This is a genomic window from Aureimonas sp. ME7 (assembly GCF_903970965.1).
Taxonomy (GTDB): Bacteria; Pseudomonadota; Alphaproteobacteria; order Rhizobiales; family Rhizobiaceae; genus Aureimonas.
The window spans coordinates 704,485-718,170 of sequence record NZ_CAJCKW010000001.1 but is presented as its reverse complement, the minus strand read 5'-3'; the positions used below and the strand labels follow the sequence as shown (position 1 = coordinate 718,170).

11 protein-coding genes are annotated in these 13,686 nt (G+C 66.7%); all 11 read left to right on the top strand.

Annotated features, from left to right (window positions below; all coding sequences use genetic code 11):
* Positions 1–290: 290 nt before the first annotated feature.
* The 11 genes from H7A85_RS03275 (at position 291) to iolE (ending at position 13,670) form a co-directional block, all read left to right on the top strand.
* Positions 291–848 carry a hypothetical protein gene (locus tag H7A85_RS03275; RefSeq protein WP_182084429.1) on the top strand — a complete coding sequence of 186 codons (558 nt, stop codon included), beginning with the start codon at positions 291–293 and terminating at the stop codon, positions 846–848.
* A gap of 161 nt (positions 849–1,009) precedes the next feature.
* Entirely contained in the window at positions 1,010–2,041 is a 1,032-nt protein-coding gene (locus H7A85_RS03270; protein WP_182084428.1) for a LacI family DNA-binding transcriptional regulator, read from the top strand.
* Positions 2,042–2,351: 310 nt separating this feature from the next.
* Positions 2,352–3,215 carry a sugar ABC transporter substrate-binding protein gene (locus H7A85_RS03265; RefSeq protein ID WP_182084504.1) on the top strand — a complete coding sequence of 288 codons (864 nt, stop codon included), beginning with the start codon at positions 2,352–2,354 and terminating at the stop codon, positions 3,213–3,215.
* Positions 3,216–3,381: 166 nt separating this feature from the next.
* Positions 3,382–4,923, top strand: a complete 1,542-nt coding sequence (locus H7A85_RS03260; protein WP_182084503.1) for a sugar ABC transporter ATP-binding protein — start codon at positions 3,382–3,384, stop codon at positions 4,921–4,923.
* A gap of 40 nt (positions 4,924–4,963) precedes the next feature.
* The gene (locus H7A85_RS03255) at positions 4,964–6,001 is read left to right on the top strand and encodes an ABC transporter permease (RefSeq protein WP_182084427.1); all 1,038 of its coding nucleotides are present in this window, start codon (positions 4,964–4,966) and stop codon (positions 5,999–6,001) included.
* Positions 6,002–6,118: 117 nt separating this feature from the next.
* On the top strand, positions 6,119–7,024 hold the full coding sequence (locus H7A85_RS03250; protein ID WP_182084426.1) for a sugar phosphate isomerase/epimerase: 906 nt from the start codon (positions 6,119–6,121) through the stop codon (positions 7,022–7,024).
* A 5-nt stretch (positions 7,025–7,029) separates the two neighbouring features.
* A complete protein-coding gene (locus H7A85_RS03245) occupies positions 7,030–8,040 on the top strand; it encodes a Gfo/Idh/MocA family oxidoreductase (protein ID WP_182084425.1) in 1,011 nt (336 codons plus the stop codon).
* Positions 8,041–8,064: 24 nt separating this feature from the next.
* The gene (locus H7A85_RS03240; protein WP_182084424.1) at positions 8,065–8,853 is read left to right on the top strand and encodes a TIM barrel protein; all 789 of its coding nucleotides are present in this window, start codon (positions 8,065–8,067) and stop codon (positions 8,851–8,853) included.
* Between the two features lie 92 nt (positions 8,854–8,945).
* On the top strand, positions 8,946–10,859 hold the full coding sequence (iolC, locus tag H7A85_RS03235; protein WP_182084423.1) for a 5-dehydro-2-deoxygluconokinase: 1,914 nt from the start codon (positions 8,946–8,948) through the stop codon (positions 10,857–10,859).
* Complete coding sequence (gene iolD, locus H7A85_RS03230) at positions 10,856–12,691, top strand: 3D-(3,5/4)-trihydroxycyclohexane-1,2-dione acylhydrolase (decyclizing) (RefSeq protein ID WP_182084422.1); 1,836 nt, start codon at positions 10,856–10,858, stop codon at positions 12,689–12,691. The genes iolC and iolD overlap by 4 nt, the downstream gene beginning before the upstream one ends.
* A 73-nt stretch (positions 12,692–12,764) precedes the next feature.
* Positions 12,765–13,670, top strand: a complete 906-nt coding sequence (iolE, locus tag H7A85_RS03225) for a myo-inosose-2 dehydratase (protein ID WP_182084421.1) — start codon at positions 12,765–12,767, stop codon at positions 13,668–13,670.
* The last annotated feature ends 16 nt before the right edge of the window (positions 13,671–13,686 follow it).

The following is a 13,686-nucleotide window of genomic DNA, read 5'->3' as shown; positions in this document are numbered from 1 at the left end:
GTCGAGTTACGGCAACCCCCTACGTACCCGAGGGACTGCGGAGCGTCACTGCCAGCGTCCTCAGATGGTACGTCGACGGCCACGTCCACCAACTTCTGCCCTAGTACGTGAGCAACTGCCGCCCGGGCGGACGCCGATGCCTCAAAACCTGAGTTCACTGCATCCGGGCACTTAGGACCTGCATCGTAGCTTCCCACATCGACTGATCGAACGACCGGGGGCACGACGCTGGACTACCGAAACAAGAGACGCCCTAAGAGACACGGATTAGGGGCGCCAGGCTCCGCGTTTTGAAGGACCGCATCCACTCGATCGGGAAGCTGGGCTTGCCGGGGACATTCAAGGCCGGCGCCGCGCTCGAGGAGCGCCGCGTGCTGTTGCGTAGCGACCACTCGTCATGTGTTCGGACGGAGTACGGTCCCGAGCCGCGCTCGGCGCTCGGATGTCGGAAAACTTTTCGCATCCTCACCGAGCGACGGGGAGCGCTGCTCGAGCACGGCGTCTCCGCCGACGTCACCATCATGGTGGCCTGCGCCCAGCCTGAGGCGCGCGAGCGCGCGCTGGCCGCCATCCTGTCCGGCCGCAGCCTTTCGGAGAAGGACGCCAAGCAGATTCTCACCTCCGTCGCGAACATGCGGCAACCAGGTCGGCCGCCGTCGAATCGTTCGCCTGTCTCGTGCGTGTCCAGTCCGATGGGATCGCCACGGAGGTGGCGTGGATCGGCAAGCGGGCGACGGGCGCGACGGGGACGGCAGTTTCCGCTCGCATGCCGCGTCTTCTTCCCCGGGGAACAGCGTTGCTCACGAGGCAACGGTACGGAAGAGGCCATTCCTGTTGGCGTGATGTAAGCATGCCCCTTCTTCACGGGCGCGTTAGAAGCGCCTACACGGTTAAGGAAATCGCGAGTGGGTGACGGGCGAGCGCCGTACCTCCCGCCGCCCCCGGTTGCCGCCCTTCGGAGGCGCATACCCGGTGACCCGAACGGACAGGTTTCAAGCGAGTGCGGACCATGAAACGCTCGACGATCGCCGATGTCGCCCGTGCAGCGGAACTCAGCGTCGCCACCGTCGACCGGGTGCTCAGCGGGCGGGCGCGAGTGCGCGAGGAGACCGCCAGGAAAGTTCAGGAAGCTGCGATCGCGGTCGGCTACCACGGCACGAACATGATCCGGCAGCGCCTTCTCGCCGAGCGACCGGGCATGCGCATGGCCATCCTTTTGCAAAAGGAGCGTCACCCCTTCTACCAGGAGCTCAAACGCGAGTTCGAGGCACGGGCGAGCACCATCACCGAGCGCAACGTCCGTCTCGTGGTGAAGTTCGCCACATCCACCAGCCCCGACGAACTCGCGTCGCTCCTCCGGGGCTGCAAGGGCCATTTCGACGCCGTGGCGGCGACCGGCGTCGACCATCCCGAGGTGACCGCGGCAGTTCAGGACCTCAGGCAGGCGGGCATTCCGACCTTCTCGCTGCTGTCGGACTTCGCGCAAGGCGTTCGCGAGAGCTATTTCGGGCTCAACAACTTACGGGTCGGACGGACGGCGGGTTGGCTGATCGCGAACATCGCCAAACGTCCGGGAAAGGTGGGCATCTTCGTCGGCGCCTACCGCTACCACGGGCACGAGTTGCGTGAGATGGGCATGCGCAGCTACTTCCGTGAATACGCCCCCCAGTTTCAGATGCTCGACGGACAGATCAACCTTGAGACGCGGAAGCTGACCGAGGAGGCAACGGGCGACCTCCTGGCTCGTCACGACGATCTTGTCGGGCTCTACGTCGCGGGCGGGGGCATGGAAGGTGCGATCGCCGCCTTCGAGCGCTCGGGAGCGGCGGATCGGTGTGCCTTGCTCGTCAACGAGCTGACGCCGGACTCATATGCGGGCCTTCAGAACCGAAGCGTTTCCATCGTCTTGGCGACCCCCGTCCAACAGATGGTGAGCGAACTCCTTTCCTACACCGTCGGGATCATGGAGCGCGGGATCTCGGCAACTCCTGGGCAGAGATTCTTCACGGCTACGATCTACACGCCGGAATCCCTTGGATGATAGATCCCATCATTTCGAGACAATGATTCTATCAGGGATGAGGGTTTCCTTGCGATTTGCGCGTTGATCGGAGGTTAGCCAGTCCATAAACCTGCGGCAGGAGGAAATCGGAACACGAGGAGGGCGCACCAGTCCGACGCGGGAGGCGCGTAGACCAGGAGCGCAGCGGTTTCGATCTGGTTCTGCAAGGAGCTGTCTGCCGAAAGTGCGGACACATTGGGAGGAAGTCAAAGTGAAGCATTTCCTAGTCGCCGCTGGCCTCACGGCAGCGCTCGTCACTTCCGCCTCCGCCCAGACGGTCGGCGTGAGCATGGCGAAGTTCGACGACAATTTCCTGACAGTCCTGCGCAACGGCATGCAGGACTACGCGAGCACGTTGTCGGGAGTCTCGCTGCAAGCCGAGGACGCCCAGAACGACGTCCAGAAGCAGCAGAGCCAGATCCAGAACTTCATCGCCTCGGGCGTCGACGCCATCATCGTCAATCCGGTCGACACGGACGCGACCGAGGCGATGTCCAAGCTCGCCGCCGACGCCAAGATCCCGCTCGTCTACGTCAACCGCCAGCCCGTGAACGTGGACTCGCTGCCTGAAGCCCAAGCCTTCGTCGCCTCCGACGAGCGCGAGTCGGGCACGCTGCAGACCCAGGAAGTCTGCCGCCTGTTGAAGGAGGCGGGCAAGCAGGAGGCGAACATCGTCATCATGATGGGCGAGCTCTCCAACCAGGCCGCCCGGCAGCGCACCCAGGACATCGACGACGTGGTCGCGACGCCCGAATGCGCCTTCATGAAGATCGTCGAGCGCCAGACCGCCAACTGGGATCGCCAGCAAGGCGCCGATCTCATGACCAACTGGATCTCCTCGGGTACGCAGTTCGACGCCGTGGTCGCCAACAACGACGAGATGGCCATCGGCGCGATCCAGGCGCTCAAGGCGTCGGGCGCCGACATGAAGTCGGTGATCGTCAGCGGCATCGACGCGACGCAGGACGCACTGGCGGCCATGGAAGCGGGAGATCTCGACGTGACCGTGTTCCAGGACGCGGCCGGCCAGGGGAAGGGTGCCCTCGACGTCGCCCTCAAGCTCGCCAAGGGCGAGACGGTCGAGCGGAAGAACTACGTGCCCTTCCAGCTCGTCACCCCTGCCAACCTGGCAGAATTCCAGACCAAGAACTGATCCTCCGAACACGCCCGACGCATTGCTCGGACAAGGCGATGCGTCGGCACATGGGGCGTCCCAGACCGCGTCGGTCAACCCGGCGCGACGGACGGCGCACCGCTACCGGACATGTCCCGGCCGGATCGGCCGACCACCCCATCAACGCTTTTGCGAGGAGGAACGCATCATGCTGAGTCCCTCGACGATGGCCGCCGTGCGCAAGAGCGGAGCGGTCCCGGGCGCCGACTACCTTCTCGAGGTCGAGAACGTTCGCAAGGAGTTCCCGGGCGTCGTCGCCCTCGACGACGTGCAGTTCCGCCTCAAGCGCGGGACCGTGCACGCACTGATGGGCGAGAACGGCGCTGGCAAGTCCACTCTCATGAAGATCCTCGCGGGCATCTACACGCCGGACGCCGGGCGGTTCCGGCTGAAGAATCAGGAAATTCGCCTCAAGTCGCCCCTCGACGCGCTCGAGAACGGCATCGCCATGATCCATCAGGAACTGAACCTGATGCCCTTCATGACGGTGGCGGAGAACATCTGGATCCGCCGCGAGCCGAAAACGAGGCTCGGTTTCGTCGACCACGGCAAGATGCGCTCGATGACGGCCGAACTGCTCCAGCGGCTCAACATCGACATCGACCCGGAGACTGAGGTGCGCGACCTGTCGGTCGCCAGCCGCCAGATGGTCGAGATAGCGAAGGCTGTTTCCTACGAATCCGACGTCCTCATCATGGACGAGCCGACCTCGGCCCTGACGGACCGCGAGGTGGAGCATCTCTTCAACATCATTCGCAGCCTGCGGGCACAGGGCATCGGCATCGTCTACATCACCCACAAGATGAACGAGCTGTTCGAGATCGCCGACGAGTTCTCGGTGTTCCGAGACGGCAAGTACATCGGCACGCACCCGGCCTCCTCGGTGACGCGCGACGACATCATCCGCATGATGGTCGGTCGCGAGATCACCCAGATGTTCCCCAAGGAGGAGGTCCCGATCGGCGAGGTGCTGCTGTCCGTGCGCGACCTCGCGCTGAACGGCGTGTTCTCCGGCATCTCCTTCGACGTGCGTGCGGGCGAGATCCTGGGGATCGCGGGCCTCGTCGGCTCGGGCCGCTCCAACGTGGCGGAAGCCATCTTCGGCGTGACGCCCGCGACGTCCGGGACGATCAGCGTCGAGGGCCAAGAGGTGAAGGTCGATACGCCGAACAAGGCGATCAAGCTCGGCATGGCGTTCCTGACGGAGGACCGCAAGGACACCGGCTGCCTGCTGATCCTCGACATCCTCGAGAACATGCAGATCGCGGTGCTCCAGGAACGGTTCTCGAAGGCCGGCTTCGTGCAGCAACGCGAACTCGAGCGCCGCTGCGAGGAGATGAGCGCCAAGCTGCGCGTCAAGACGCCGAACCTGTCGGAGAAGATCGTCAACCTGTCCGGCGGCAACCAGCAGAAGGTCCTCATCGGCCGCTGGCTGCTCACCGAGCCGCGGATCCTCATCCTCGACGAGCCGACCAAGGGAATCGACGTCGGCGCAAAGGCCGAGATCCACCGCCTGGTGGTCCAACTCGCCCGGTCAGGGGTCGCCGTGGTCATGATCTCGTCGGAACTGCCGGAAGTGCTCGGCATGAGCGATCGCATCATGGTCATGCACGCCGGACGCGCCACCGGCTTCCTCGACCGCGCGGAAGCCACCCAGGTCAGGGTGATGGAACTTGCGGCCCTCTGAGCCTCGTCCCGACGAAACCGTTTCTGGGAGGAAATGACACATGGGGAGCATCTCTCCGAATTCGTCCGCGGAGGCGACACACCCGCTTGCCACCAAAAGGGGCAAGCACCGGCGCTACCCGCCGGAGGTCAGCATCCTCCTGGTGCTGGTCGGCATCGCCCTCCTGATCGAGGCGCTGGGCTGGATCGTCATCGGCCAGAGCTTCTTGGCGAACCCGCAGCGCCTCACCATCATGATCCTTCAGGTGTCGGTCGTCGGCATCATCGCGATCGGCGTGACGCAGGTCATTATCACCGGGGGCATCGACCTGTCGTCGGGATCGGTCGTCGGCATGACGGCAATGATCGCGGCCAGCTTCGCCCAGTCGGCAGCCTGGTCCCGCGCGCTCTACCCGTCGCTGACCGACCTGCCGGCGATCGTGCCGATCGCCATCGGCCTCGGCGTCGGCCTCGCAGCCGGAACCATCAACGGCCTCCTGATCGCGTACACGAAGATCCCGCCCTTCATCGCGACGCTCGGCATGTTCGTGTCGGCCCGCGGCGTGGCGAAGTGGTACACCAACGGCCAGCCGGTCTCCGGCCTGTCCGAGCAGTTCGCCTTCATCGGCACGAAGGCCTGGCCGGTGATCGTGTTCCTTGCCGTCGCTGTGATCTTCCACATCGCGCTGCGCTACACCCGCTACGGCAAGTTCACCTACGCGATCGGGGCCAACGTCCAGGCAGCCCGCGTGTCCGGCATCAACGTCGAGCGCCATCTCGTGAAGGTCTACGCCATCGCGGGTCTCCTGTCGGGTCTGGCGGCGATCGTCACCGCCGCCCGGGCCCAGACCGCTCAGGCTGGCATGGGCGTCGGCTACGAGCTCGACGCCATCGCGGCGGCGGTGATCGGCGGCGTGAGCCTTGCCGGCGGCGTCGGGCGCATCACCGGCACGGTGATCGGCACGATCATCCTCGGCACCATGACGTCCGGCTTCACCTTCCTGCGGATCGACGCCTTCTACCAGGAAATCGTGAAGGGCATCATCATCGTGGCGGCCGTCGTGGTCGACGTCTACCGCAACAACAAGAAGCGCAGGTAACGGGCGGGCGCGCGCCGCGCCCCCCGCCCCGCCGACAGCCCCATCCGCCTTCCAGCCTTGAGACGCATGGCGCCCTCGCGCCGGTGCCCCTTCCGTTCGCCCAAGAGGTCCCCGTCCATGAAGATCGCCATCGACCCGTTCATGCACCGCCACCTGAGCCTCGAGGAGCTTCCCCACAAGGTGAAGGAGCTCGGCTTCGACTGGATCGAGCTCAGCCCGCGCGCCGACTTTCTCGAGTGGTTCAAGGCGCCCCGCGTCTTTCCCGAGCGGGTCCGCTCGCTGAAGGCTGCGCTGAAGTCCGCCGACGTCGGCATCGCGTCGCTCCTGCCGATGTATCGCTGGGCCTCCAACGACGAGACCGAGCGCCAGGCGGCGGTGAAGCACTGGAAGCGGGCCATCGAGATCTGCGTCGAGCTCGAGGTCGACACGATGAACTCCGAGTTCGGCCGCGGGCCGCACCCGGACAAGGGTTCCTGCTACTGCTGCCACACGGGCTCGATGATCGAGGCCTGCGAGGACGCCTGGTGGCGGTCCATGGAGGAACTCGTGCCGATCTTCGAGCGCGAGAGCATCAACCTCCACGTCGAGCCCCATCCCGAGGACTGGTGCGAGACGCTCCAGCCGGCGCTCGACATCATCCGCACGGTCAACTCGAAGCGGGTCAAGTTCCTCTACTGCGCGCCGCACACCTTCTACTTCGGCGACGACACCAAGGCGATGCTGAAGGAAAGCGCCGACGTCCTCGCCCACGTCCACGTCGGCGACACCTTCAACCACCGTGCCTCGTCCGGCCTTCGCTACATCCTGAACCCGCCCGGCACCAACGCGCGCGTCCACCAGCACCTGAACATCGGCCAGGGCGAGGTACCCTGGGACGACTTCTTCGGGACGCTCGCCGAGATCGGCTTCGACGGGATCATGACCTCCTGCGTCTTCGCCTGGGAGGATAAGGCCGACCAGTCCGGGCGGTTCATGTGCACCGAAATCCAGCGCAACCTCGATACGTACTTCAAGAAGGACTGAAATCCATGACTGTCAGGATCGGGGTCATCGGCACCGGCATGATCGGGCGGGACCACACGCGGCGCATCGCCCAGGTTCTCGCGGGAGCCGAGATCGTCGCCCTCTCGGACTACTCGCCCGAGGCGGCGGAGAAGGCGAAGGCGGACTTCGCGCCGGGCGCCACCGTCTTCGCGACCGGCGAAGAGCTGATCGCCAGTTCCGAGGTCGACGCCGTGCTCGTCTGCTCCACGGGCTCGACGCACGAGGCCTATGTGCTGGCCGCGATCGCGGCCGGCAAGCCCTGCTTCTGCGAGAAGCCGCTCGCGACCACCGCCGAGGGGGCCAAGCGCATCGTGGATGCCGAGGTCGCGGACGGCAGGCGCCTCGTCCAGGTCGGCTTCATGCGCCGCTACGACGCGGGCTACCGGATGCTCAAGCGCGTGGTGGACGAGGAAATCGGCACGCCGCTGATGGTCCACGCCGCGCACCGCAACCCGTCGGTGCCCGAAAGCTACGTCACGCCGATGGCCATCCACGACACGATGATCCACGAGATCGACGTCCTGCGCTGGCTTCTGGACGACGACTACGTCTCGGCCCAGGTCGTCTATCCCAAGGCGTCGAAGCACTCGCACGCCAAGCTCGCCGATCCGCAGATCGTCCTCCTGGAAACGGCCAAGGGCGTGCGCATCGACGTCGAGATCTTCGTCAACTGCCGCTATGGCTACGACATCCAGTGCGAGATCGTCGGCGAGGAAGGGCTTGCCCGGCTGCCCGAGCCGATGGCGGTCACCCGTCGCCTGGACGCCAAGCTCGCCACGCCGATCCTGACCGACTGGAAGGACCGCTTCGTCGCCAGCTACGACGTCGAGCTGCAGGACTTCATCGAGGCCGCCGCAAAGGGCACGGCGTCGGGCCCCTCGTCCTGGGACGGCTATGTCGCCGCCATCACGTCGGACGCCTGCGTGGAAGCGCAGGAGGCGGAGGGCAGGATCGTGCCGATCTCCCTACCGCAGCGCCCCTCGCTCTACGCCTGATCCCGAGTTCCGAAAGGCCGCATCATGGACTTCGCCATCAACCACATCTGCGCGCCCAAGCTGCCGCTCGTCGACTTCATCGCGATGGTCGGCCGCCTCGGCGTCGACAAGATCGAGATCCGCAACGACATTCCGGACGTCGTGAACACCGTGCCGGCCGCCGACGTGCGGGCCGCGGCCGAAGGGGCGGGCGTCGAGATCCTGTCGATCAACGCGCTCTACCCGTTCAACGTCTGGTCGGGCGACCTGCCGGCGCGGGCCGAGGCGATGGCGGACTACGCCGCGGCCTGCGGCGCCAAGGCGCTCGTCATGTGCCCGCTCAACGACGGAACCACGGTGCCGTTCGACAACCTCGTCGCCGCCCTGCGGGCCATGGCGCCGATCCTCCGCGAGCGGTCGCTGACCGGTCTCGTGGAGCCTCTCGGCTTCCCGATTTCGTCGCTTCGCACCAAACGCGAGGCGATCGCCGCGATAGAGGCCGCTGAAGGGAAAGGCGTCTACCGCCTGCTCCACGACACGTTCCACCACCATCTCGCGGGCGAAACGGAGTTCTTCCCGGAGTGGACGGATCTCGTCCACATCTCGGGCGTGACGGCGCCGGACGTGGCCGTCGCCGACATGCTGGACGCCCACCGTGTGCTGGTGGACGGCGGCGACAGGCTTGAGAACGTCTCGCAGATCCAAAGCCTCGTGAAGGCCGGCTATCGCGGCCCCTTCGCCTTCGAGCCGTTCTCGAAGGAGGTCCACGAGCTGGCCGACCCCGAGGCGGCACTGCGTGACAGCATCTCGTTCGTGCGCGCCAACGCCAGCTGAAGACGGCTGACGGCGAGGCGCCCCGTCGCGCCTCGTCATCCCGGCCCGAGCTGGTTCGGGATGCCTGAAAACGAAAGAACGGAGCCTCCGCCATGCGAAACCTTGACGTCATCACGATCGGCCGCTCTAGCGTCGACCTCTACGGGGCGCAGGTCGGCGGCCGGCTGGAGGACATGGGGTCCTTCCGCAAGTACATTGGCGGCAGCCCGACCAACATCGCATGCGGCGCGGCACGCCTCGGCCTGAAGAGCGCCGTGATCACCGCGGTCGGCGACGAGCACATGGGCCGCTTCATCCGCGAGCAGCTGTCCCGCGAGGGCGTCGACGTGCGTGGCGTGAAGACCGACAAGGAGCGCCTTACCGCCCTTGTCCTCCTCGGCATCCGTGACGAGGATTCGTTCCCGCTCATCTTCTACCGCGAGAACTGCGCGGACATGGGTCTCACCGAGGACGACATCGACGAGGCCTTCCTCGGCGAGGCCCGCTCACTGGTGGTGACGGGGACGCACCTGTCGAACCCCCGGACGGAAGCCGCCGTGATGAAGGCGCTGCGCCTTGCCAAGGCGGGCGGCGCGCAGACCGCCCTCGACATCGACTACCGCCCCAACCTCTGGGGCGTCGCGAGCCACGGCGAGGGCGAGAGCCGCTTCGTGGAAAGCGCGAAGGTCACAGAGAAGCTCCAGTCGACGCTCCACCTCTTCGATCTGATCGTCGGAACGGAAGAGGAGTTCCATATCGCCGGCGGCTCGACCGACACGCTGGAGGCGCTGCGCGCCGTGCGCAAGGTCTCGAACGCCACGCTTGTCTGCAAACGCGGCGCCAAGGGCGCGGTCGCCATCGAGGGCGAGATCTCGTCGAGCCTCGACGAGGGGCAGGCCGGCCCCGGCTTCCCGATCGAGGTTTTCAACGTTCTCGGCGCCGGCGACGGCTTCTTCGCCGGTCTCCTGAAGGGCTGGCTCGACGGCGAGACCTGGCCGAAAGCGCTCGAGTACGCCAACGCCTGTGGCGCGTTCGCCGTGTCGCGCCACGGCTGCACCCCCGCCTACCCGAGCTTGGCGGAACTCGAGTTCTTCCTGAAGCGCGGCGTGGTCCGCCCGGACCTGCGCAACGACGCTGAGCTCGAGCAGCTCCACTGGTCGACGAACCGCAAGGGCGACTGGTCGTCGATGCACGTGTTCGCCTTCGACCATCGCATGCAGCTCGAGCAGATGGAGGGCTTCACGCTCGCCAAGGGCGGAGCCTTCAAGGAGCTCTGCCTCCAGGCCGCGCTGCGCGTGCGCGACGGACGGGAGGGCTACGGCATCCTTTGCGACAACCGCATCGGCCGGAAGGCGCTCCATGCGGCCTCCGGCTCCGGTCTCTGGATCGGCCGCCCTTGCGAGTGGCCGGGCTCGCGCCCGCTGACGCTGGAGCCCGAGCTCGGCCTCGACTGCGGCGGGCTGGAGGAATGGGCACGCGACAACGTCGTGAAGGTCCTCTGCTTCTGCCATCCGACCGACACGGCGGAGTTGCGCGACGGCCAGGAGGCGACGGTCAAGCGCCTGTTCGAGGCCTCGCGCCGCAACGGCCTCGAGTTCCTCCTGGAGATCATTCCGTCCAAGGTCGGCCCCGTCGACGACGAGACGAACGCCACCCTCATCCGCCGCTTCTACGAGATCGGCGTTCACCCCGACTGGTGGAAGCTAGAACCGATGAAGACGCCTGCGGCGTGGGAGAACGTCATCGCCGCCATCGAGGCGGGCGACGCGAACACGCGCGGCATCGTGGTCCTCGGCCTCGACGCCCCGGAGGCGGAGCTCGCCGCGTCCTTCCGCGTGGCCGCCTCCTACGACCTCGTGAAGGGCTTCGCTGTAGGCCGTACGATCTTCGGCGACTCGGCGCGCGCCTGGATGAAGGGCGAGGTCGGGGACGAGGAGGCGGTCGCCGAGATGACCCGCCGCTTCGAGCGCCTGTGCGGCATCTGGGACGAGGCGCGACAGGCCGCGCAGCATGGGAGACAAGCATGACCGAGACCATCCGGCTCACCGCCGCGCAGGCCATGATGCGCTGGCTTTCGGTGCAGATGACCGAGGACGGCGAACGCTTCATCGAGGGCGTCTGGGCGATCTTCGGCCACGGAAACGTGGCGGGCATCGGCGAGGCGCTCCACGGCATCGGCGACGCGCTGCCGACCTGGCGTGGCCAGAACGAGCAGACCATGGCTCACGCGGCTATCGCCTACGCGAAGGCCAAGCAGCGCCGACGCGCGATGGCCGTCACTTCGTCGATCGGTCCCGGCGCGCTCAACATGGTGACGGCGGCGGCGCTCGCGCATGTGAACAGGCTGCCCATCCTCCTGATCCCCGGCGACGTCTTCGCCAACCGCCGCCCCGATCCCGTTCTGCAGCAGGTCGAGGATTTCGACGACGGGACGGTTTCGGCCAACGACTGCTTCCGCCCCGTCAGCCGCTACTACGACCGCATCACGCGTCCCGAACACCTGCTGACCGCGCTTCCGCGCGCGATCAGCGTGATGACCGACCCGCAGAACGCCGGGCCCGTCGTGCTCGCCTTCTGCCAGGACGTGCAGGCGGAGATGTTCGACTACCCCGCCGACTTCTTCGAACCGCGCACCTGGCGCATCCGGAGGCCGGAGCCGGACATGCGCGAGGTCGCGGACGTGGCTGCCCTGATCGCGCAGGCGTCACGCCCGGTGATCGTCTCGGGCGGCGGCGTCCTCTACTCGCAGGCCGAGGATGCGCTGGCGAATTTCGTCGAGCGGCACAACATCCCCTTCGTGGAGACCCAGTCCGGCAAGGGGGGCCTTGCCGCCGACCATTCCCTGAACTTCGGCTCGCCGGGTGTGACCGGCTCCGATTGCGCCAACGAGATCTGCCGTGCGGCCGACCTGGTGATCGGCGTCGGAACGCGGTTCCAGGATTTCACCACCGGCTCTTGGTCCCTGTTCCAGAACGCGGGTCGCCGGCTCGTGTCGGTCAATCTCCACCCCTACGACGCGAGCAAACACTTGGCCGTGCCGCTCGTTTCGGACGCCCGGGTGGCGCTGGAGAAGCTGTCGGACGCGCTTGGCGACCTGCGCTTCGACGCCCACGATCCCGCCGCCAAGGAGGCTTGGCTCTCGGAGGTCAAGCGTGTCACCGACGCGCCGTTGGGCGGCGGCAACCAGCTGCCGACCGACGCGCAGGTGATCGGCGCCGTCCAGCGCACGGCAGGCGAGAACACCGTCGTCATGTGCGCGGCCGGCACGATGCCGGGAGCGCTCCAGGTCCTGTGGCAGTCGGCCCGGGGCGGCTACCACATGGAATACGGCTTCTCCTGCATGGGCTACGAGCTCGCCGGCGCCATGGGCATCAAGATCGCCTGCCCGCAGAAGGAAGTCGTCTGCTTCGTCGGCGACGGCTCCTACATGATGGCCAACTCCGAGCTGGCGACCGCCGTGATGCGCAGGATCCCCTTCACGGTCGTCCTCACCGACAACCGCGGCTACGGCTGCATTAACCGCCTGCAGATCGAGTGCGGCGGGGCCGAGTTCAACAACATGTACAAGGACTCCAACGTCGAGACGCAGCCGGAGATCAACTTCGTCTCGCATGCCCGCTCGATGGGGGCGCATGCCGTCAAGGTGGCCGATCTCGCGGCTCTCGAGGCCGAGATCGCAGCCGCGCGCGGCCGGGACGTGCCGACCGTCGTCCTGATCGACACCGACGCGGTGCCGGGCACCGGGGCGGGCGGCCACTGGTGGGACGTCGCCGTGCCCCAGACCGGCGGTCCCGAGCGGCTGGAGGAAGCGCGCCGCCGCTACGACGCCAGCGCGGCCCTCCAGAGAACCTTCAACTGACCCGCCGCCTGCGTCCCGTCCCATCACGTCATCGCACTCGGTCCGGCGCTCCGGCCGAAGGGAAGAATCCGACATGATCCTCTACGGCACCAACCCGATCGCCTGGTCGAACGACGACGACCATACCATCGGCGCGCATCTCACCCTCGACGACTGCCTGTCCGACTGCCGTCAGATCGGCTTCGACGGGATCGAGAAGGGGCACAAGATGCCGGACGAGGGCACGGCGCTGAAGGCGGCGCTCGCCGCCTACGGCCTCCGCTTCGCCGCCGGCTGGCACTCGACCAACCTCCTCGTGAACGACATCGAGACCGAGAAGGCCGCGCTCCAGGGCTATATCGACATGGTGCGGGGCGCCGGCGGCGACCACATCAACGCCTGCGAATGCTCCAACACCGTCCACGGTCGCGACGACACGGCGGTAAACGACCGGCCGATCATGACCGACGCCGAGTGGGAGCGTTTCTCGACGGGCTACGAGGCCCTGTCGGCCCACGCTGCGGCCCAAGGGGTGAAGATGGGCTACCACCACCACATGGGCACGATCATCGAGTCGGCCGACGACATCCACCGCTTCATGGCGATGGCCGGCCCTAATACGCGTCTGCTCCTCGACACCGGGCACTGCACGTTCGGCGGCGCCGATCCGGCCGAGATCGCCGAGCGCTACATGGACCGCGTGACGCACATCCATGCCAAGAACGTCCGCCCCGCCATCATGGCCGAGGTGCGCGAACAGGGCCTCAGCTTCCTCGAGGGCGTCCGGCGCGGCGCCTTCACGGTGCCCGGCGATCCGGAGGGTTGCGTCGCCTTCGAGCCGGTGCTCGCGATCGCGGCGAAGCATGGCTACGAGGGTTGGCTGGTGATCGAGGCCGAGCAGGACAGCCTCGTGCGCAAGCCGTTCCAGTACCAGAGCATGGGCTACCAAGCCTTGAAGCATCTGGCGCGCAAGGTCGGACTGGACAAGGCTGCGGCTTAGGCGCGCGAAGGAGAGG